The following is a 20,670-nucleotide window of genomic DNA, read 5'->3' on the forward strand; positions in this document are numbered from 1 at the left end:
ACCTCGAATAACCTCGGATATCTGGCTCGAGGCTCCAGTGAGCATCTTCAAGTCATTGAATACAAAGGCAATGGATTCCCGCTTTCGCGGGAATGACGAGCAAAAACCAGTTATTCGAGGTTCCCTTAAGCCGACGCGCGTAGTGGCGGCGGCGGAGTGCTGGCGTAGTGTATGCACGCAGACGGTGCCACGAAACACGTTTGGCTTGAACGAATTGTTAGGCCCGGCCCTTTGTCTTGAACTTGAAGGCCACGACTGCGGCACCGAACAGTCCGACTAGAACGCATGCGACATGCATCTGGTCATAACCAGCTAGGCCGAGTAGCCGGTTGCCGGTCGCAACGGGCCACCATGGTGACATATCCGAGTGCAATACTGCATCTAGCAAGATATGCGAAAACGTACCGATGTACGCACCAATGAATGAAGATGTCCAGGTGAACGGGTAGTGCGGGATGGAGCGCCAGCGAAGCACCATTGCGCTGATTGGCTTTCCGATGATGCCTGCAATCGTGCCAATCACTAGAGCCCCGAGTAGCGTGTGACTTGTTCCGTGCAATATTGGCTTCTGAGTGAGGATGCCGATGAGTGGCTCTATGTCCATCAGGACTTGAGAGCCACAAAACACCATGAAGCTGAAGTGGCGTCCACCGACTGCCTTGAATACAGCACCGGGGCCGAAGTGGAATGGTGTGAATGGCATTATTGCTCTTACAGGTCTAACGCAGGGTTAGTTCTTCGTTGGCTGCTCGACAACGGTTACGGCTTTCTTCGCAGCTTTCTTGGCTGTCTTGTCTGCCGATTTGGCGCGGATGTGATTGCCATCCGCGTGCAGCTCGAACAGGTCGATGGCGGTGATCAGGCCCTTGAGGTTGGCGTAGCCGTAGTTCTTTGGGGTGAACGAATTGCGGTTCACCAGATAGTGGCCGACTGCACCGAGATGCGACCAGCCATCACGATCATTGGCCTCAGTCGCGTTACGAAGCAGGTTGACCAAGGTGGTGTTGCTGCGGAGCTCCGCGCCTGAGCGCCGGATGGGAGCCTGAGCGGGTTTGGCGATGGCGGGTGTTGCGATGGGAGCTGACGGTTTCGGCAGGGGTGGTGAACGTTCGGTTGTGGCCGTCGCGCTGGCCGCCTTGGTTTCGACTGCAGCCGGTTCATCTTGCACGTCGACATAGAAAAACACCGAGCAGGCGCGCTTGAAGGCGTTGGGCGTTTGCGACTTGCCGAAGCCGTACACCAGCATGTTCGCCGCCCGCAACCGCATTACCAGGGGTGTGAAATCCGAATCGCTGGACATCAGGGCGAAGGCGTCGAAATCGCCGCCATGCAGCAAGTCCATGGCTTCAATCACCATCGCCATGTCGGAGGCATTGCCCTTGAGGGTGTAGGCGATCTGCTGCACTGGCTGGATGGCGTTCGCAAGCAGGGCCTCGCGCCATCCTTTCAAGCTCTGGTTGCCCCAGTCGCCGTAGGCGCGCCTGACATTTGCCATCCCGAGATCCGCGATCTCGCCAAGTACGTAGTCAAGCGTTGTGACCGATGCATTGTCGGCATCAATCAGCAGCGCGATCTTCAGGTTCTTGCTCATCGTCCCTCCATTGCCGCAGCGTACAGCAGACGACGTGTGCGAACGCAAACGGCCCGGATCGCTCCGGGCCGTTGATGTTCAAACACGCAGGCTGTCGGCTTATGCCGCGAACAGCGCCTTCATCTTCTTGAGCGCATTCGCCTCGATCTGGCGGATGCGTTCGGCGGAGACGCCGTATTCGTCGGCCAGCTCCTGCAGGGTCACCTTGCTGTCGGCGTCCAGCCAGCGACGGCGGATGATGTCGCGGGAGCGGGCGTCGAGCTGGGCCATGCCTTCGCGCAGCACGTCGAGTTGGTCGGCTTCGCTGCTCTCGGATTCGTAGGTGTCGGCCGGATCCATCTCGCCGGAGACGAGGTAATGGGCCGGCGCCGGTGGCGCGTGTTCGTCGTCGGCATCGTCCGGGGCCTCGAAGCCGATGTCGCGTCCGGACAGGCGCGATTCCATCTCCAGCACCTCGCGCTCGGAGACGTTCAGGTCACGGGCGACGGCGCTGACTTCCTCGGCGTTGAGCCAACCCAGCCGGGTCTTGCTCTTGCGCAGGTTGAAGAACAGCTTGCGCTGCGCCTTGGTGGTGGCGACTTTCACGATCCGCCAGTTCTTGATGATGAACTCGTGCATCTCGGCACGGATCCAGTGCACCGCGAAACTGACCAAGCGCACGCCCACCGACGGGTCGAAGCGCTTGACCGCCTTCATCAGGCCGATGTTGCCTTCCTGGATCAAATCGCCCAGTTGCAGGCCGTAGCCGGAATAGCCGCGTGCCACGTGCACGACGAAGCGCAGGTGCGACAGGATCAACTCCTGCGCGGCGCCGATGTCGTTGTCCTCGCGCAGGCGATGGGCCAGGCGCTGCTCGTCTTCCGCGCTCAGCACCGGGATCTGGTAGACGCCATTGATATAGGCGTCCAGCGATCCCGCCGAACTCGGGATGGGCAGGTTGTTGGCAACAAGCGCGGTGGAGCTCATGGCAATCCCCTTCATGTCAGCAATTCTAGCAGTCCGCATATCTGACTGCTAACCATGCCGGGAGTTCTGAGTGTTGCGATTGTGGAACGCTGGCGTGTTCATCTGCCGTTGGGGCACGCCGACCGTCATCATCACGACGTGGGGGCGGTGCGGGCGGGATCAAGTCACGCGGCAGGCGGCAGCTGCCAGTCGATCGGAGTTTGACCCGTTCTTGCAAGGTATTGATTCGTTTCTGAAAAATGTCCACAGCCCAGGAAGCCGCGATGGGCCGACAGCGGCGAGGGGTGCGGCGCCTTCAGCACCCGGTGGCGACGCGGATCGATCACCGCACCTTTCTTTTGCGCATAGCTGCCCCAGAGCAGGAACGCCAAGCCTTCTCGCTCACGATTCAGGACATCCACCACGTGATCGGTGAACCCTTCCCAGCCCTTGCCTTGGTGCGAGCCGGGCTTGCCGTCTTCCACCGTCAACACGCTGTTGAGCAGCAGCACGCCCTGTCGTGCCCACGGCAGCAGGCAGCCATGGTCGGGGCGGACAAAGCCAGTGCTGGTTTCCAGTTCCTTGTAGATATTGAGCAGCGATGGCGGCGCCGGTACGCCGGGCAACACCGAAAAGCACAGGCCATGCGCTTGGCCGGGGCCGTGGTAGGGGTCCTGGCCGAGGATCACCACCTTCACCGCATCGAACGGGGTGGCCGCGAACGCGGCAAAGATGTCGCGGCCAGCCGGATAGAGCGTCGCGCCGGCCGCTTTGCGCTGGCGCAGGAAGGCGGCCAGTTGTTGCATGTCCGCACGCGCGAACCAGTCGCCGACGCGGGCTTTCCAACTGGGTTCCAGATGCAGCGTCGACATTGGTGTCTGTGGCGATGTGATGCGCGTTGGCGTGATCAGATCACACCGCGCTTTCTCTCGAACAGGAAGTACGTCACGCCCAGCACCGCGCCGATCCCCAACGAGACCCACCAGCCCAGCGGGCTCAGCCATTTCACCAGCCCGGCCAGCAGCAGCCCGAGGATGACGAACTGGCTGTAGCGCCAGCGGCTTTCGCGAAAGCTCTTCAATTCAGGTCCGGGCATCGCGTGGGCTCCAGTGGCCGGTGCATGGCCCGGGCTGGCCGGGATTATCCCACTGCCGACGATGGACGGCGGCGGGTCGTGGTCGGGTTTGTCCGTTGTGGCACCGATTCCGCGTAGTCCCCCATTGCACTGGTGGGGAGGATCGAGATGCAATTCTTGGGAGCGTTCCTGGTTGGCTTGGCGCTTCTGGTCCAGGCGCCGTTGGCAATCGCAGCCGACGGTGGCAGTGGCTATTTCCGCAAGGGAAGGGTGCAACTGGACCTGCACCACGCCATCGCAGTGCCGTCCGCCGAGGATGACGGCCGGATCTACGTGTACCTGACCCCGGCCCCGCTGGATGCCGCGCAAGTGGCCAGGGCGTTTCGGCGCGAGATCCGCGTGGATGAACTGCTCGGCGATGGCAGCACGGGATACGTGCGCATCTGCATCACGCCGGAAAGTGAGGAATGCGGCCTGTATTTTTCCCATAACCAGCCTTCGTCATCCTTCAACTCGTTCGGCTCGGGAGCGTTCACCCGCGAGGTGACGCCGCCAGGACGGGTGAAGGGGCGTTGGGTGAAGGCGGAGCCGGAAGACTTTTTCGGTGAGGACATCGCCTACGACCTTCAATTCGATACCGTGCTGACGGCCCCAGCGGGCCAACCGTTGCCCGAGGGTGGCGGTGCCCCGGGCCAGGCCTACCGACAATGGACCGCAGCAGTGGCACGTGGCGATGTTGCGGCGTTGCGCGATTTGGTCGGGGATGAAGATAGCCGTGCTCGGCTCGATTACGACGAGGCGAACCGGCTCGCGGCGCTCAAGGAATTCAGGGATGGCACGCCGGTACAGCCGCGCGTGCTGCGTGGGAGGGTCGAGGGCGACGCGGCGACACTGTGGGTGGAGGGCACGGACCGCGATGGTTTCGTCCGCCGCGGACGGGTGCGGATGCAGCGCATCGAGGGCAGCTGGCGCTACATGGATGCGGATCTGGTGAATGTTCAATGATGCCGCTGGCCTGCCGGGCAATCGGGCGAATTGTCGGTTGCCGGTGGCAGGGGATCGTGCATTCGGCCCCTGTCAGGGGCCGCGGCGAAGCGGCTTGCGAAAAAACTGAGACATAATCAAACAACAAGCGAACCAACGGGGTGACGAATGAAAGCAATGCATCGTATTGGCATGGGCCTGTTGTTGTCGGGCGCGCTGGTTCCGGCGGCGTGTTCGCAAGCACCGGCGCCGCTGGCTGCGGCCCAACCTCAGCCGGCGACGGCGCCAACTCCGGCAGTGGCCGTGGCAAACGAACCTGCAGCGGAACCACAGCCCACCGGACCGGCTGCGGAGATCGCGCCTGACAGCCCGTTCGCGTTCACGGTGTCGATCACGCTGTCGCCTGCGGCGGCCCAGAAGCTCGCCGCAAGCAAGGAGACGATTGTCATTTCCGCCTTCCACTATGGTGATCCCAAGCCGGATGCGCCCAAGAGTGCGGTGGATGACATGGGCCAGATCCATCTCGGCAATCAGGAGATCGAATTGCGCGATGCCGGCGACGCCGTGTTCGATGGCCATGCGGTGAACACCGGGTATCTCCGGTTCGTGGACGGCGATCCGAAGGTCAACATCAACGTGTATTCCGGCCGCCATGCCTCGGAAGACAATGTGCTCAACTGCGACTTCTTCGATGACGCCATCCAGATCGCACATGCCAAGCCCATTGCAATTCACTGCGGCCTGATCGGGGAGTGAGGGGATTGCTGAAAAGGGGAGCAGTGCGCTTCGGCTCAGGTGGGAGCCCAGCCCGATGCCGGCGTGCTCCCATGCAGCAGTGTGCCACGTTGCCAACCCCGACGAGTCACTGAGTCTGACCATGCATGCCATCCGCGCACTCATCGCCACTGGTCTGCTGGCCGCGGCGCCCGCCATCGCCGGCGACAACACTCCCGACGTGGTGGCTTTCAGGGCCGACGTGCGCGTGGAGGTCGATGCCAGCGGCAAGCCGGTGAAGATCGCGGCGCCGCTGGATCTGCCCGATACCAGCCGGCTGAGCACCGGCGCATCGTGCATACAACAACGCCCCGCGTTCGCGGGGCGTTTCGTTTGTTCCGAATGACGCGGTGATCAGCGCTTCATCGAGCTGAAGAACTCGTCGTTGGACTTGGTGTTCTTCATCTTGTCGAGCAGGAACTCCATCGCCGCGATCTCGTCCATCGGGTGCAGCAGCTTGCGCAGGATCCAGATCTTCTGCAGCAGCTCGGGTTCGATCAGCAGGTCTTCGCGGCGGGTGCCGGACAGGTTGACGCCGATCGCCGGATAGACACGCTTCTCGGTGATGCGGCGGTCGAGGTGCACTTCCGAGTTGCCGGTGCCCTTGAACTCTTCGTAGATCACCTTGTCCATCGCGCTGCCGGTGTCCACCAGCGCCGTGGCGATGATGGTCAGCGAGCCGCCTTCCTCGACGTTGCGGGCTGCACCGAAGAAGCGCTTGGGCCGGTGCAGGGCGTTGGCATCGACGCCGCCGGTGAGCACCTTGCCGCTGGAGGGCAGCACGTTGTTGTAGGCGCGGGCGAGGCGGGTGATCGAGTCGAGCAGGATGACCACGTCCTTCTTGTGCTCGACCAGGCGCTTGGCGCGCTCGATCACCATTTCCGCGACCTGCACATGGCGTGCGGCCGGCTCGTCGAAGGTGGAGGAGATGACTTCGCCGCGCACGGTGCGCTGCATTTCGGTCACCTCTTCCGGCCGCTCGTCGATCAGCAGCACGATCAGGTGCACGTCGGGGTGGTTGTAGGTGATCGCGGTGGCGATCTGCTGCATCATGATGGTCTTGCCGGCCTTGGGCGGGCTGACGATCAGCGAACGCTGGCCCTTGCCCTGCGGCGCAATCAAATCGAGGATGCGGCCGGCGATGTCCTCGGAGCTGCCGTCGCCGCGTTCGAGCTTGAACTTGCGGCGCGGGAACAGCGGGGTGAGGTTCTCGAACAGGTTCTTGTTCTTGGAGGCCTCGGTGGGTTCGCCGTTGATGGTGTCGACCACGTTCAGCGCGAAATAGCGTTCGCCGTCCTTGGGCCAGCGGATGCGGCCGGAGATGTGGTCGCCGGTGCGCAGGTTGAAGCGGCGGATCTGCGACGGGCTGATGTAGGTGTCGTCCGGGCCGGCCAAGTAGCTGGCCTCGGCCGCACGCAGGAAGCCGAAGCCGTCCGGCAGGATTTCCAGCACGCCATCGGCCTGCACGCCCTCGCCGTGACGGGCGAGGATCTTGAGCAGGGCGAAGATGATGTCCTGCTTGCGTGCACGCGCGACGCCGTCGGTGATCTGCAACTGCTCGGCAAGATCCAGCAGCTTGGGCGCCGGCATCCGCTTGAGGTCGCCCAGCGAATAGGTGGGAAAGCCTTCGGGCACCTGCGGGTGCGGGCGTGGCACGAACGGCTCACTGTTGCCGCCGTCTTCCGGCAAGCCACCTTCGCGGTAGCGCTCGCGCTGGCGCTCGCGGCGGTTCTTGAAGCGCTCGCGGCGGCTCATGCGCTGGCCGCCTTCACGGCCTTGGCCTCCATTGTTTAAATCCTGCCCAGCGGGGGCGTTCTCGCCTGCCACATCCGAAGCAACCGCGCCTGCAGGCGCGGGGGGAACATCCTGGCTGACAGCAGGAGGCGGTGCCGAAGGGGGCGGAACGGGATCGGCTGCTGGCGGCGGGGCAACCTGGGTGGCGTCGGCCGCTGGCTGGTGAGCGGGAGCCTTGGCTACGCGGGTGCGGCGCACGCGCTTCTCGGCGACTTCGCCGGGGGCGTCGTTGGTGGGGTCGGACAAAGGGAGAACCTCGCTAGCGTTGCGAGAAAACCCGCGCATGGCGGGCGGTGGGAATGGGGGCATCCAAGGGAAAGCGCACGCGAACGCGGCGCACCCGAGCTGCGGTTGACCCGCGCCGGATGCGGAAACCTAGCATTACCCGCGCCCGACGCGCAAGCACCCCGGCGCCGGCGTTGGGCCCACGGTCAGTTTGACCGGAGCAGGGACAGTCAGGCCAAGGCCTTGTCCAGCATCTGGGCCAGCTTGGATTCCGGCACCAGACCGATGCTGGTGTCCTGTACCTTGCCGTCCTTGAACAACAGCAGCATCGGGATGCTGCGGACGTGGTACTCGAGCGCAGTCTTCTGGTTCTGGTCGACGTCGACCTTGATCACCTTGGCCTTGCCCGAGTAACTGTTGGCGATCTTCTCAAGCGCCGGCGCGATCATCTTGCAGGGGCCACACCACGGCGCCCAGAAATCGACCAGCACCGGAACGTCCGAGGCAAGGACCTGGGTCTGGAAATCGGCGTCGGTGGCGTGCAAGACGTTCTCGCTCATGTCGGTGATGGCTCCGAGGTGGATCGCGTTGGGCGCGCCTAGGCGCGCGGATGGTAGACTTGTAAGGCTCGTCGCCGAACCCGGTGACGTCGTGCCGGGAATGACCAGCCCCGGAACTCTCCCGGCAGTCTGCGCGGCTGCCCCCCATTCATACAAGTGGCGAAGTGCAATCGGCGTTCCGGTGACGCCGATGCTGGCCACCCAACAAGGCCGCCCCGTGTCCGACAAGCCCCTGACTGACATCACTTTTTCCACCTTCGACCTGACGTCCCAACTGTTGGCCGGGTTGGATGGCGCCGGATTCACCCGCTGCACGCCGATCCAGGCGATGACCCTGCCGGTGGCGTTGGTCGGCGGTGACGTGGCCGGGCAGGCGCAGACCGGCACCGGCAAGACGCTGGCCTTCCTGGTCGCGGTGGTGAACCGCCTGCTGACCCGGCCGGCGCTGGCCGACCGCAAGCCAGAGGATCCGCGTGCGCTGATCCTTGCACCGACCCGCGAGCTGGCGATCCAGATCCACAAGGACGCGATGAAGTTCGCTTCCGACTTGGGCCTGAAGTTCGCCCTGGTCTACGGCGGCGTCGACTACGACAAGCAGCGCGAGCAGTTGCAGCGCGGTGCCGACGTGATCATCGCCACGCCCGGCCGACTGATCGACTACGTCAAGCAGCACAAGGTGGTGTCCTTGCACGCCTGCGAGGTCTGCGTGCTGGACGAGGCCGACCGCATGTTCGACCTCGGCTTCATCAAGGACATCCGCTTCCTGCTGCGGCGCATGCCCGAGCGCGGCACCCGCCAGACCTTGCTGTTCTCGGCCACCTTGAGCCACCGCGTGCTGGAGCTGGCCTACGAGCACATGAACGAGCCGCAAAAACTCGTTGTGGAAACCGAGCACATCACCGCGGCACGGGTGCGGCAGAAGCTGTACTACCCGGCTGACGAAGAAAAATTGCCGCTGTTGCTGGGCCTGCTGTCGCGCAGCGAAGGCGCGCGCACCATGGTGTTCGTCAATACCAAGGCGTTCGTCGAACGGGTGGCGCGGGCGCTGGAGAAGGCCGGTTACCGGGTCGGCGTGCTGTCGGGCGACGTGCCGCAGAAGAAGCGCGAGTCGCTGCTGAAGAAATTCCAGGCCGGGCAACTGGAAATCCTGGTCGCCACCGACGTGGCCGCGCGCGGATTGCATATCGACGGCGTGCAGTACGTCTACAACTACGACTTGCCATTCGATGCCGAGGACTACGTGCATCGCATCGGCCGCACCGCGCGCCTCGGGGCCGAGGGCGACGCGATCAGTTTTGCCTGCGAGCGCTATGCGATGTCGCTGCCGGATATCGAGGCCTACATCGAGCAGAAGATCCCGTCCGAGCCGGTCACCACCGAGCTGATGACCGCACTGCCGCGCCCGGAGCGCGTGCGTCCTGCGCTCGACGAGGGTGACGATGGCGACAGCATCGGCGCGATCTTCAAGGAGGTGCGCGAGGCCCGCGCCGCCGAGGATGCCAAGCGTGGCGGCGGCCGCAGCGGTGGCGGTCGACCCGGCGGGCGCAGTGGCGGTGGCGAGCGTCGTGGCCCGCGTCCACCGCGCAAGCCTGCCGACGGCGCGCGCGCGCAAACAGAGTCCGCTGCGGCCAAGCCCCAGCATGCCTCCAGACCCGAGACGTCGGTAGCAACAGCGGAAGTCGATGCTCCGGAACGCAAGCGCCGTCGCCGTCGCCGCGGCAAGCCGCTGGAGAATGGCGCGGCGACGGAATCGGCAGGGCAGGCGCAGGTGGGCAATGGCACGGCAGCAACCCAGGCCGGGCCCGTGGTTCCGCAATTCGTGGCGCCGCGTTCCGTGCCCGGAGCCGAGAAGCCGGGCCTGCTCAGCCGCATCGGACGCGGGCTGAAGGCGCTGGTCCGGCGTCCGCCCAGCAACCACTGATGGCGAAACCGGCCGGTCGGGCCGCAACCCCGCGCACCTTCTTTCCGGTCCGACGCCGCGGATGGCCTTCGGAATGCTGTTCCTTGTTTCCTCGCGGCGGGCGATACTGACGCGTCTTTCCTCTGTTCTCCGCGCATGCCGATATTGCGATTCGACAGCGTCAGCAAGGTCTATCCCGGTCCGCGCTCGGCGCTCGATGGGGTCAGCTTTGCGATGGATGCCGGGGAAATGCTGTTCGTCACCGGGCATTCCGGGGCCGGCAAGAGCACCCTGCTGCGACTGATCCACCTGGCCGAACGCCCCAGTGGGGGAGCGGTGTTGTTCGAAGACCGCAACCTTGCCAAGGTGCGTGGCGGTGCCATCGCGCGGCATCGTCGCAGCATCGGGGTGGTGTACCAGAATCACGAGTTGCTCAATGATCGCGACGTGGCCGAGAACGTGGCCCTGCCGCTGGTGCTGCGCGGGATGAGGCGCTCCGAAATCGGGAAACGGGTGCGTTCGATCCTCGAACGGGTCGGCCTGGGTGGGCGCGAGCATGCGCTGCCGACCCAGCTGTCCGCCGGGGAACAGCAGCGGGTCGGCATTGCCCGTGCGGTCGTCGCCGAGCCGGCCCTGCTGATCGCCGACGAGCCCACCGGCAACCTGGATCCCACCCTGTCCGCGGAAATCCTCGCATTGCTGGCGGCGCTGCCCGAACGCGGCACCGGCGTGCTGGTGGCCAGCCATGACCTGGGACTGGTGCGGCGCATGAGAAAGCGCGTGCTGGTCCTCGACCACGGCCGACTGGAGGATGACATCGCACCGGAGGACCTCGTCGATGCCTAACCCGGCGGCGCGGCGGGTGGACGATCTCCACCATGGACGGATGCGCACGTGGCTGGCGCATCATGCCCGCAGTCTTGTCACCAGCCTGGGGCGGCTGTGGCAGCGGCCCTGGGCGACTGCGCTGACGGTGGCGGTGATGGCGCTGGCACTGGCCCTGCCGTTGGGCCTGTGGCTGGGCGTGCAGAACGCGCAGCGACTCGGCGCCCAGGTCCAGGCTACGCGCACGTTGACCGCGTTCCTCAAGCTCGAGGTCGATCCGGTTGCTGCGCAGGCGTTGGCGCAACGTCTGCGGGAACGCCCCGACGTGGCAGCGGTGGCGGTCACCACGCCCGAGCAGTCGCTGGCGCGGATGCGCGAGCGCGCAGACCTGGCCGCGGCCATCGACGCCCTTGGCCCCGGGCAGGCGCGTGCGGCGCTGCCGAGCGTGCTGGACGTGATCCCACGCGGTGCCGAAGCGCCACTGGCGGATGCACTGCAGGCGCTGCCGCAGATCGAACGGGTACAGTACGATGCACTCTGGCAGCAGCGTCTGCAGGCGTGGCTTGGGTTTGCTTCGCGCGTGGTCGCGGTGTTGGCGGTCCTGCTTGGGTTGGGGGCCTTGTTGGTGGTGGGCAATACGGTGCGCCTGGACATCCAGTCCCGGCGCGAGGAGATCGGTGTGCTGCAATTGCTCGGTGCCAGCGACGGCTTCGTGCAGCGTCCCTTCCTGTACCTCGGCGCGTGGTACGGGCTGCTGGCGGGCGCACTGGCGCTGGGCGTGCTGACTCTGGCCGCATCCGCGCTCGCGCCTTCCCTCGCCGCGCTGGCGGCGCGCTATGGCAGTCAATTCGCACTGCAGGGATTGGGCCTGCTGCAAGCCACCATGGTGCTGGCGGGGGCTGGCGTGCTGGGCTGGATGGGCGCTGGCCTGGTCAGCGGCCATGCGCTGCGGCAGTTGCGGCCACTGGAGCGCTGAGATGGCTGACAAGCACGATCTGCGCCACGTCGTCAGCGACGAACCCCGGGTGATGGTGGTCGATGGCAGCAAGCTGGTACGTCGGATGATTTCCGACACCCTGCTGAAGGAATTGCCCGGTGCCCATGTGGTGGGCTGCGGCGACTTGGCGGAAGCGCGCAAGGCGCTCAGCGAAGGCACGTTCGATCTGGTGACCACTGCGCTGGTCTTGCCTGATGGCGATGGCCTGGCGCTGGCGCGGGTGGTGCGTGAGGCGGCAGGGCAGGCCTATGTGCCGGTGATCGTGGTCTCCGGCAATGCCCAGGAAGCGCTGGAAACCCGGGTTTTCACCGAGGACATCACCGATTATTTCGACAAGAGCCTTGGCCACACCGCGCTGGTGGCCTTCATTCGCGGCTATGTGCACCCGGCCCCGATCGAAGGTGCGCGCGTGCTGTACGTGGAGGACAGCAAGGTGGTGGCGGTGGCCACCCGGCGCATGCTGGAGCGGCAGAACATGCAGGTCCTGCACGTCCCCAGCGTCGAGGATGCCCTCGAACACCTGCACAAGTTCATTGGCCGCAGCGACGGCGACGTCGGCGCCGACCTCGTGCTCAGCGACGTTTACCTCAAGGGCATCCTCAGCGGACGCGACCTGCTCAACCAGATCCGTGCGGTGTTCCACTACGGCAAGCGCAAGCTGCCGATGTTGATGATGACCGGCGATGACAACCGCGACAACCAGGCCGCGCTGCTGCGCGAGGGCGCCAACGACCTGGTGCTGAAACCGATCGAGGAGCGGCTGCTGGTGACCAAGGTGCTGTTCCAGCTGCGGCTGGCAAAGATGGGTTGATGCGCTTCCACAGCCAAGCAGGTCACGGCTGCCAGCCGTAACTCAGCTTCACGAACACGCTGCGGGTGTTGTTGAACAACTCCGGGTGGTCGTCGTCCATGAACGCGCCCCAGGACGCGCCGGCGTACAGCGCGGTGCGGGGGTTGGCCTTGAAGGAATAGACCAATTGCCCGGCCCAGTCGCGGGCGCGCTGGTTGATCGTGCTGGAATACAGCGTCTGATTGCGATGGACGGCACTGCCCTGCAGGGTCAGGCGCAGGCGTTGGTGCGGATCGAACTGCCAGCTGCCGCCGGCATTGATCACGGTGGCGGTGAAGGCGGTGCCGCCGCCTCGATGCATGCGCTGGCGGGTGATGTCCCAATCCAGCGCCAGACCGCGGCCGATGCTGGCATTGCCGTACAGCTCCAGCATGCTGAGCCGGCCGGTCTGGGCGGCGACCAGATCGATCGCGATGCCGGTTCGCGCATAGGCGCCCAGTTGCAGGTTGCCGGTGGGGCGGAAATTGACCCCGGCATCGACGTAATTCTCATCGAACAGTGTGCCCTGCCAGTAGCGCACGCGGGTCATGCCATGCAGGCGCAGATTGCTCTGCATCGGCCCTTGCACATGCACTTCCGCCTCCAGCTCGCGTTCCAGCAACTGGCCATCGAAGCGATGGGTGATGTCGAAGTCGCCATTGAGGTCGAAGCGATTGAAATCCTTGCCGTCGCGATACCAAGTGTAGCCACCGCCAATCTGCGACTTGTCGTAGCCCACCTGGCCGATGAAACCGAGGTCGGCGCGGAAACCGGGGTCGATGGCCTCGTGCCAGAGCTTGAAATTCCAGTTGCGGTTGCTGAAGTCGTATTCGGCGCGCCAGGCATTGCCGGTCGGCGTGGAATCGCTGCCCAATTCGCCCATGTACTCGGTCACGATGCTTGCCGGGTAGTGCGATTGGCTGTGCAGGAACTGCGCGCTGACGGTGTGGCCACCGTGCCGCCAGCGCGCATCGACGCCCGCCAGGTTATTGAAGTAGTTGTCCCCTCGGCGGAAGGTGCCGATCACGCCGAGGCTGAAATCGGTGCCGAAGTCGTGGCGATAACGGCCCACCGCGACATTGGCCTTCTGGTCGAGCTGGGCGATGCCGGAGCCGAGCACACCCGGCACCAGCAGGACGGTGGTGGCATCGCGGGCGACGATCGCGCCATAGGCACCGTTGCCGGTGCGGCCGGTGACGCGCAGGCCGAAATCCGGATCGGCGATCTGGCGGGTGTAGAGCACGTCGAATTGGGTGGTGAAGTAGTCCGCGCCCTCGAGGAAGAACGGTCGCTTCTCCTGGTAGAACAGGGCGAAGCTGTCGTTGAAGCTGAGTTGCAGTTGATCGGTTTCGACCTGCGAGAAGTCGGGATTGAGGGTGGCGTTCAGGGTCATCGCCGGCGACGGTGCCCAGCTCACGTCGAGGCCGGGCTCGAAGCTGGTGTCGTGTTGCCACGGTGAGCTGGTCGAATCGCGGGTCTGGGTGCTGCCCACGGTCAGGGTCGGCACGATCTCGAGGTTGCGGCCCTGGCTCACCCCGGCCATGCCGGTATAGGTGCCCCATTCGCACTGGAAGCAATTGGAATCCCGGGAAATCCTGGCATTGGCCAGCTGATGGCGCTTGTCGCGCGGGTAATTGCGCATCAGGAAGATGCCCCAGCGCTGGTCGCCACCACCACGCGGGAAGCGCAGGGTGGCGAACGGGATGCGGACCTCCACGTCATAGCCATCTGCGGTCAGTTGGCTGGCACTGCTCCACAGGCCATCCCAACTGGGGTCCTCCTGGTTCTCCCGGTTGGTTTCGTCGCGGATCAGGTCGGCCTGTACGCCGAGTGGATTGACGATCAATTCGTAACCACGGCGGCGGTCGTTGAAGGTGTCGAGGAAGATGCCGACCCAGTCGTCCGGGAAGGCGCTGTCGCGGTCGCGCAGGTGGGCGCGGATCTTCGACGGATCGGGATCCTGCGCATGGAAGGAAACATAAAGCGCGTCCTGGTCGTAGGCGATGCGCGCAAGGGTTTTCGCCGGGGCAGGCGTGTTGTCGCCGGGTGCGAACTCGAAGGCGATTTCCTGCTCCAGCGCGCCTTGCCATGCGGAGTCATCGAGCTTGCCGTCGATGATGATCGGCCCGGTCAGGCGCGGAATGCGCGCGTCGAGTCCGGTAACGGGCGGTTCGGCAGGGGTTGGTGGCTGTTGTGCCTGGGCAAACGGTGCGCACAGCAGCAGGGCGGTTGCCAGAGCGTGCGGTTGAAGTGTTGGGGCGCGCATGGGGCTTTCTCGGCAATTCCTGTGAGTTGGCCGGGGAAGTGACTGTCACCACTGCCCCAAAGGGTGCCCTCCGGCGTTCGGGGCCGGGAGTGGCAATGGTGGGGATGACAACCGGCAGGGGTTGCCCGTGCAAGCGGAATGCGACGAATTCATGCGGGGAGCGATAGACTTGCGAATTCCGGATCTCAGGAATGACCCATGCGCCAGTTGTTCATGTCGATTGCCGTGGCCGCGACGATGGCCATTACCGGCTGCGGCCAGTCCGAAGCACCGCCGGCCGCGACTGCGCCGGTCGCAGCTCCCGCGGCCGCCGAGAAGATCGTGGACGAGCACTCCTACAGCCAGCCGGACAAGGTGCGGATCACCGATATCGCGCTGGACCTGGCGCTGGATTTCGACAAGAAGGTCATCAGCGGCAGCGCCACCTACACGCTGGATTGGGTCGACAAGGGCGCCACTGCTTTGGTGCTGGACACCCGTGCCCTGAGCATCGCCAAGGCCGAGGAACAGAAGGCCGACGGCAGCTGGGCGCCGTTGCAATTCAAGCTGGCAGCCGCTGACAAGACCCTGGGCAGCGCACTGACGATCCAGACGCCGAATCGCCCGACCAAGGTGCGGGTCACCTATGCCACCTCGCCGGATGCCTCCGGACTGCAGTGGCTGGCGCCGGCGATGACCGAAGGCGGCAAGCAACCCTTCATGTTCAGCCAGTCGCAGCAGATCCACGCCCGCTCCTGGGTGCCGCTGCAGGACACTCCGCAGGTGCGCTTCACCTACAGCGCCCACGTCCGGTCGCCTGCCGACGTGATGGTGCTGATGAGCGCCGACAACGATCCCAACGCGGCGCGTGACGGCGATTACAGCTTCAAGATGCCGCAGAGGATCCCGTCCTACCTGTTGGCGATCGCCGCCGGTGATCTCGTGTTCAAGCCGATCAGCGCGCGCAGCGGGGTGTGGGCGGAGCCGGCGATGGTCGACAAGGCCGCGCACGAATTCGAAGACACCGAGAAGATGATCGAAACCGCCGAGCAGATCTACGGCCCCTACCGCTGGGGCCGCTACGACCTGCTGGTGTTGCCGCCGAGCTTCCCCTACGGCGGCATGGAGAACCCGCGCCTGACCTTCGCCACCCCGACCGTGATCGTCGGCGACAAGTCGCTGGTTTCGCTGGTGGCGCACGAGCTGGCGCACAGCTGGTCCGGCAACCTGGTGACGTTTGCCACCGACAAGGATGCCTGGCTCAACGAGGGCATCACCACTTACGTTCAGAGCCGGATCACCGAGAAGTTGTATGGGCGTGACGTGGCCGACATGGAAGAGGTGATCGACCGCGACGAGCTCAAGACCGAATTCGCGACCCTCGCCCCCGATCTGCAGCGGCTCTCGCTCAAGCCCGGCACCCTGGCCGACCCGGACGACCAGTCCAGCGCCACCGTCTACACCAAGGGCGCCTGGTTCATGGAATACCTCGAACAGAAGTTCGGCCGCGGGGTGTTCGACCCGTGGCTGCGCGGCTATTTCGACCACTTCGCGTTCCAGAGCATCACCACCCAGCAATTCCGCGATTACCTCGAATCCACCCTGCTGCGGAACAACCCCGGCAAGGTGACGATGCAGGAAATCGACCAGTGGCTGTACGAGCCGGGGATCCCGGCCGACGCGCCGAAGATCGAGTCGCGGCGCTTTGCCACCGTCAACGCCGGGAGCATCGCCTGGCAAGGCAGCGGCAAGCTGCCCGACAAGAGCGTGACCGGGGAATGGAGCACGCAGGAATGGGTGCACTTCCTGGAAGGCATGCCGGCCACGCTCAAGCCCGAGCAGCTGGAGCAACTCGACGCCGCCTACAAGTTCACCGGCACCCCCAATGGCGAAATCGCGATGCGCTGGTATCCGCTGGCCGAGCGCAGCGGTTATGTCGCCGCGCGCGAGGAGATGGGCAAGTTCCTTGCTCGGGTCGGTCGTCGCAAATTGATCATCCCGATCTACAAGGCGCTGGTCGCTACGCCGGACGGACTGGCATTCGCCGAGCAGGTGTTCGCCCAGGCCAAGCCGGCCACCCATCCGATCACCGCCGGCACCATCGAGCAGGTGATCGCCGAGGGCAAGGCCAAGCTGGCCGCGGCACCGCCTCCCGCACCTGCAGCCGCACCGGCGGCAGGTGCGAACGCGGACGCGAATGCTGCTGCGGCGACCAAGCCGGATCCAGCCGCGCATTGATTGGATGCGGCGGTGTTGGCGTGGCTGGCCGTCGCGTTGCTGCTTGGCTTCGCGACGGGTGCATTGATGGTCTGGCATGACCCCTGGCTGCTGGCGCGTGCCGAGTTCGCGCGCCAGCGGCGTGCGGCCGGCTTGGTGCAGGCCAAACTGGCCGCAGCGGGCCATCACTGGGTGTATGCCACCAGCCGAACGGCGGCGGCAAACCTGCCTACCGTCGTCATGCTGCACGGCTTCGTCGGCAGCAAGGAAAACTGGTATCCGCTGGCGCACGCATTGCGTGGACGCTATCGCCTGCTGATCCCGGATTTGCCGGGCTGGGGCGAAAGCGAGCGTCGGCCGGAGGTGGTGTACGGGTTTCCCGAACAGGCGGCGCATGTGTCCGCCTTCGTCGCGGCGCTCTCACCCGAGGCGCCGGTGATCCTGCTCGGGCATTCGATGGGCGGCGGCATCGCCGCCTTGGTCGCGGCGCGTGATCCTGGGTGCATCGCCAAGCTGGGCCTGCTGAATGCCGCCGGCGTACGCTTTGCCGACAACCGTTTCGGACTCGACGTGCTGGACGGAAAGAATCCGTTTGCGGTGACCGATGCACCGTCACTGCGGCGATTCATCGACAGGGTGTTTTTCGACGCTGCCGCCAAGCCGTCGATCCCGTGGCCGGTCTCCGGTGCGATGATCAAACGCCGCCTTGCCGACGCTGATTTCGAACAGGCCGTGCTGGATCGCATCGGCCGTTGCAGCGAAAACCTGCTGCCGGGCGAGGAAGCCGTGGGTATCCGGCAGCCCACCCTGTTGGTTTGGGGCCGGCAGGATGCAGTGATCGATCCCAGCGCACTGGAACTGTACGCGCAACGCATTCCGCAGGCGCGCAAGCTCCTGCTCGACGGCTGCGGGCATATGTCGCTGATGGAACGCGCCGATGCGGTGGCTGCGGCGGTGGTTGCGCTGGTCGAATCCAATCCCGAGGCAGGCTAAGCTCGCAACTCGATTTCCCAGCAGACGCCGCCGATGAAACCTGCCTTGCTCGCTCTTGCCCTCACGCTCTGCCTGCCCGCCTGCCATCGGGACGACCCGCAAGCCGCAGCCCAGGCCGCTGCCGCGCAACAGGCTGCGGACGAACAAGCAGCCGCTGCGATGGAAAAACAGTTCGATGCGGCAGTGGTGGCGCAGGACTGGCACTTGGCCAAGGGCTATGCCGACGTGCTGCTGCACGACCATCCCGCCAGTGCCGCGGCCGCGCGGGTGCAGCCCAGACTTGCGGAAATCACCGCCAAGGCCGAGCAGCAGAAAGAGGCCCGCAGGCTGGAAGCGCTCTGGGATTACGGCGACCAGGAGGTCAAGGGCGGCCACCAACTCTCGGCCTCGATCTACTCCAACAAGGAAGTGGACACCGATGGCAGCGGCGAGCACCCGGTGCGGCTGATTTTCCGCGACCATCCCGAATGGGGCCGCAGCGCCTATCTGGTGCTGCAGGCCGGCGATTTCGACTGCTACAACGGCTGCAAGCTCACCATCACCGTGGATGGCAAGCCGCATACGCTGGCCGGCTCGCGACCGAATACCGACGAGGCCATCGCCATGTTCATCGTCGACAACAAGGCCTTGTGGAAACTCGCCAAGGCCGGCAAATCGATGACCATCGAGTTCCCGACCAAGCAACTGGGCCGGCGCAGCGCGACGTTCGAGATCGGCGGGCTGGATCCGGCGAAATTGCCGAAGTGGAATTGAGTGAACGAATGTAGCCGGCGAATTCAGCTTGCGATAGGCGTCACGCGATGAACGCCCCGAAGCATCGGTGAACTTTCGTCGTCAAACCAAGGTCAACTCGACACGAAATGAAAACTGCACTCACCACCCTTGTCCTCGCCCTTGCGTTGCCAATCGCGGCACTCGCGCAAACGCCCTCCGCCGCGACGACCCGCGAGATCGGCCAACTGTTCTCGGCGCTGCAAGCATCAGGATGTGCGTTCTCGCGCAATGGCACTTGGTACACCGCGCAACAAGCCTCGGACCACCTGCGCCGGAAATACGACTACCTGCTCAAGAAGGGGATGGTGAGCTCCGCCGAGGGCTTCATCGAGCTTGCCGCCAGCAAGAGCAGCCTGTCGGGCCAGCCCTATCTCGTCCGCTGCGGCACCGCGCCGCCGGTGCAGAGTGGGCGCTGGTTCAGCAGCAAGCTCAAGGCGCTGCGCGGGGCAGGGTGACCGAAATCCTGCCCACGCCGGATCAAAGGGGTCAGAGTCATTGATTTTTGCCGCTGCTGTTTGTCACTCGACTAGGGCAAGGCAAAAATCAATGACTCTGACCCCTTTGATCGAACGGCGGCTTCATCCCATCAGCCCAGCGCATACCCGAACTGCTGGCGGAACTGCTCGGCGAATTCGGCGTAGCTGAAGCGCTGGTTCTGGGTGCCGGGGTGTTCGACCTTGAGCGCGCCCATCAGGTTGCCCATGCGGCCGATGGTCATCCAGTCGTAGCCCTTCTCGATGCCGAAGATCAGCCCGGCGCGGAAGGCGTCGCCGCAGCCGGTCGGGTCGGTGATGCGGCGCTCGTGCGCCGGCGGGACCCTGTGCACTTGGCCATCGGCGTGGATCTCCGCGCCCTGCGGGCCGCGGGTGACGATGTAGGCCTTGACCTTGCCGGCGATGTCGGCCGCGCTCCAGCCGGCGCGCTCCTGCAACAGGTTGGATTCGTAATCGTTCACGCAGACGTAGTCGGCCTTGTCGATGAAGTCGCGCAACTCCGCGCCATTGAACAACGGCATCGCCTGGCCAGGATCGAAGATGAACGGGATGCCGCCTTCGGAGAACTCCTTGGCGTTCTGCAACATGCCCTCGTAGCCGTCCGGGCTGACGATGCCGATGGTCACGCCGGGCACGTCCTTCACGTGGTTCTCGTAGCTGCGCATCATCGCGCCCGGATGGAAGGCGGTGATCTGGTTGTTGTCGTGGTCGGTGGTGATGAAGGCCTGCGGGGTGAACAATTCCTCGATCACCTTGACCCGATCCAGCGGAATCTCGTGCTCGTTGAACCACTCACGGTACGGGCCGAAGTCCTGGCCGACGGTGGCCATCGGGATCGGATCACCGCCCAGCAATTTGAGGTTGTAGGCGATGTTGCCGGCGCAGCCGCCGAACTCGCGGCGCATCCGCGGCACCAGGAAGGACACATTCAGGATATGCACCTTGTCCGGCAGGATGTGGTTCTTGAACTGGTCGGGGAACACCATGATGGTGTCGTAGGCCAGGGAACCACAGATCAGTGCAGCCATTGCAGCCTCGCGGGTCGGACAGGGCAAACGCGCATCATAACGCGGGCTTGCCCACGATCCGCTGGCCGTCTGCTGACCACCCTGCAGACCGCCGATCAGACCGCGACCCTGGCCCAGTACGGCTATGACGGCCTGAACCGGCTGACCCAGGTGATGGATGGCCCCACCGGGATCAATAGGGTCAGAGTCATTGATTTTCAAAATCTAAGGACACCCGCAATTATCCGCTGCAGGCTGACCTGCCCTGAATTCTTCCCTTTATAGGGACATGAGTACTCGCGTCGACGGCGCTGAGAACCCGGCTCCCACGCTTCATACTCTCTTGCGGGCGAACGGTCCCCCGGGGCAGGCTCAGCAAGCCTGTTCGAGCGCCTTTGCGACACCCAACTCCTTGGTCCAGCGCTGCAAAAAAGGTGTTAA

Annotated in this window: 19 protein-coding genes; 11 read left to right on the forward strand and 8 right to left on the reverse strand. The window is 64.7% G+C overall.

The genetic code is table 11. The annotated features are described in order from the left end of the window. Positions 1-730: 730 nt before the first annotated feature. From IT472_RS04135 to IT472_RS04150, 4 genes are all read right to left on the reverse strand, one after another. Positions 731-1,591, reverse strand: a complete 861-nt coding sequence (locus IT472_RS04135) for an NYN domain-containing protein (RefSeq protein WP_297178818.1) — start codon at positions 1,589-1,591, stop codon at positions 731-733. A gap of 99 nt (positions 1,592-1,690) precedes the next feature. Further along, entirely contained in the window at positions 1,691-2,557 is an 867-nt protein-coding gene (gene rpoH, locus IT472_RS04140) for an RNA polymerase sigma factor RpoH (protein ID WP_297178868.1), read from the reverse strand. Positions 2,558-2,721: 164 nt separating this feature from the next. Beyond that, positions 2,722-3,408 carry a uracil-DNA glycosylase gene (gene ung, locus IT472_RS04145; protein ID WP_297178821.1) on the reverse strand — a complete coding sequence of 229 codons (687 nt, stop codon included), beginning with the start codon at positions 3,406-3,408 and terminating at the stop codon, positions 2,722-2,724. Between the two features lie 35 nt (positions 3,409-3,443). Further along, complete coding sequence (locus tag IT472_RS04150; protein ID WP_297178824.1) at positions 3,444-3,632, reverse strand: hypothetical protein; 189 nt, start codon at positions 3,630-3,632, stop codon at positions 3,444-3,446. A gap of 147 nt (positions 3,633-3,779) precedes the next feature. Between IT472_RS04150 and IT472_RS04155 the strand changes: the two genes are divergently transcribed. The 3 genes from IT472_RS04155 to IT472_RS04165 all read left to right on the forward strand — a co-directional run bounded on the left by IT472_RS04155 (position 3,780) and on the right by IT472_RS04165 (position 5,715). After that, a complete protein-coding gene (locus IT472_RS04155) occupies positions 3,780-4,616 on the forward strand; it encodes a hypothetical protein (RefSeq protein ID WP_297178828.1) in 837 nt (278 codons plus the stop codon). 147 nt (positions 4,617-4,763) lie between these two features. After that, positions 4,764-5,351 (forward strand): hypothetical protein, encoded by a 588-nt coding sequence (locus IT472_RS04160; protein WP_297178831.1) that lies wholly within the window; start codon positions 4,764-4,766, stop codon positions 5,349-5,351. A 121-nt stretch (positions 5,352-5,472) separates the two neighbouring features. Then, entirely contained in the window at positions 5,473-5,715 is a 243-nt protein-coding gene (locus IT472_RS04165) for a hypothetical protein (RefSeq protein WP_297178833.1), read from the forward strand. Between the two features lie 8 nt (positions 5,716-5,723). On the opposite strand, the gene rho is transcribed toward IT472_RS04165, so the two are convergent. Both rho and trxA read right to left on the reverse strand, forming a co-directional pair. Beyond that, positions 5,724-7,448 (reverse strand): transcription termination factor Rho, encoded by a 1,725-nt coding sequence (rho, locus tag IT472_RS04170; RefSeq protein WP_297178836.1) that lies wholly within the window; start codon positions 7,446-7,448, stop codon positions 5,724-5,726. Between the two features lie 170 nt (positions 7,449-7,618). Then, on the reverse strand, positions 7,619-7,948 hold the full coding sequence (gene trxA / locus IT472_RS04175) for a thioredoxin (protein WP_297178838.1): 330 nt from the start codon (positions 7,946-7,948) through the stop codon (positions 7,619-7,621). A gap of 217 nt (positions 7,949-8,165) precedes the next feature. Between trxA and rhlB the strand changes: the two genes are divergently transcribed. The 4 genes from rhlB (at position 8,166) to IT472_RS04195 (ending at position 12,481) form a co-directional block, all read left to right on the forward strand. After that, the gene (rhlB, locus tag IT472_RS04180) at positions 8,166-9,869 is read left to right on the forward strand and encodes an ATP-dependent RNA helicase RhlB (protein ID WP_297178871.1); all 1,704 of its coding nucleotides are present in this window, start codon (positions 8,166-8,168) and stop codon (positions 9,867-9,869) included. 135 nt (positions 9,870-10,004) lie between these two features. Continuing rightward, positions 10,005-10,694, forward strand: a complete 690-nt coding sequence (locus IT472_RS04185; protein ID WP_297178841.1) for an ATP-binding cassette domain-containing protein — start codon at positions 10,005-10,007, stop codon at positions 10,692-10,694. A gap of 40 nt (positions 10,695-10,734) precedes the next feature. Next, a complete protein-coding gene (gene ftsX, locus IT472_RS04190; RefSeq protein WP_297178845.1) occupies positions 10,735-11,649 on the forward strand; it encodes a permease-like cell division protein FtsX in 915 nt (304 codons plus the stop codon). Position 11,650: 1 nt separating this feature from the next. Then, positions 11,651-12,481 (forward strand): response regulator, encoded by an 831-nt coding sequence (locus IT472_RS04195; protein WP_297178848.1) that lies wholly within the window; start codon positions 11,651-11,653, stop codon positions 12,479-12,481. A gap of 22 nt (positions 12,482-12,503) precedes the next feature. Here the strand turns inward: IT472_RS04195 and IT472_RS04200 are convergent, their stop codons facing one another. Further along, the gene (locus tag IT472_RS04200; protein ID WP_297178851.1) at positions 12,504-14,765 is read right to left on the reverse strand and encodes a DUF5916 domain-containing protein; all 2,262 of its coding nucleotides are present in this window, start codon (positions 14,763-14,765) and stop codon (positions 12,504-12,506) included. 198 nt (positions 14,766-14,963) lie between these two features. Between IT472_RS04200 and IT472_RS04205 the strand changes: the two genes are divergently transcribed. The 4 genes from IT472_RS04205 (at position 14,964) to IT472_RS04220 (ending at position 19,183) form a co-directional block, all read left to right on the forward strand. Then, positions 14,964-16,982, forward strand: coding sequence for a M1 family metallopeptidase (locus tag IT472_RS04205; RefSeq protein WP_297178853.1), 2,019 nt, complete (start codon positions 14,964-14,966; stop codon positions 16,980-16,982). 12 nt (positions 16,983-16,994) lie between these two features. Then, a complete protein-coding gene (locus IT472_RS04210) occupies positions 16,995-17,954 on the forward strand; it encodes an alpha/beta hydrolase (protein WP_297178857.1) in 960 nt (319 codons plus the stop codon). A gap of 33 nt (positions 17,955-17,987) precedes the next feature. Next, positions 17,988-18,707 (forward strand): hypothetical protein, encoded by a 720-nt coding sequence (locus IT472_RS04215; RefSeq protein ID WP_297178860.1) that lies wholly within the window; start codon positions 17,988-17,990, stop codon positions 18,705-18,707. A gap of 107 nt (positions 18,708-18,814) precedes the next feature. Then, positions 18,815-19,183, forward strand: a complete 369-nt coding sequence (locus IT472_RS04220) for a DUF5329 domain-containing protein (protein ID WP_297178863.1) — start codon at positions 18,815-18,817, stop codon at positions 19,181-19,183. Between the two features lie 131 nt (positions 19,184-19,314). Here the strand turns inward: IT472_RS04220 and IT472_RS04225 are convergent, their stop codons facing one another. Beyond that, complete coding sequence (locus IT472_RS04225; protein ID WP_297178866.1) at positions 19,315-20,250, reverse strand: carbohydrate kinase family protein; 936 nt, start codon at positions 20,248-20,250, stop codon at positions 19,315-19,317. Positions 20,251-20,670 lie beyond the last annotated feature (420 nt).

The sequence above is a fragment of the Thermomonas sp. genome (assembly GCF_020850895.1).
Lineage (GTDB): Bacteria > Pseudomonadota > Gammaproteobacteria > Xanthomonadales > Xanthomonadaceae > Thermomonas.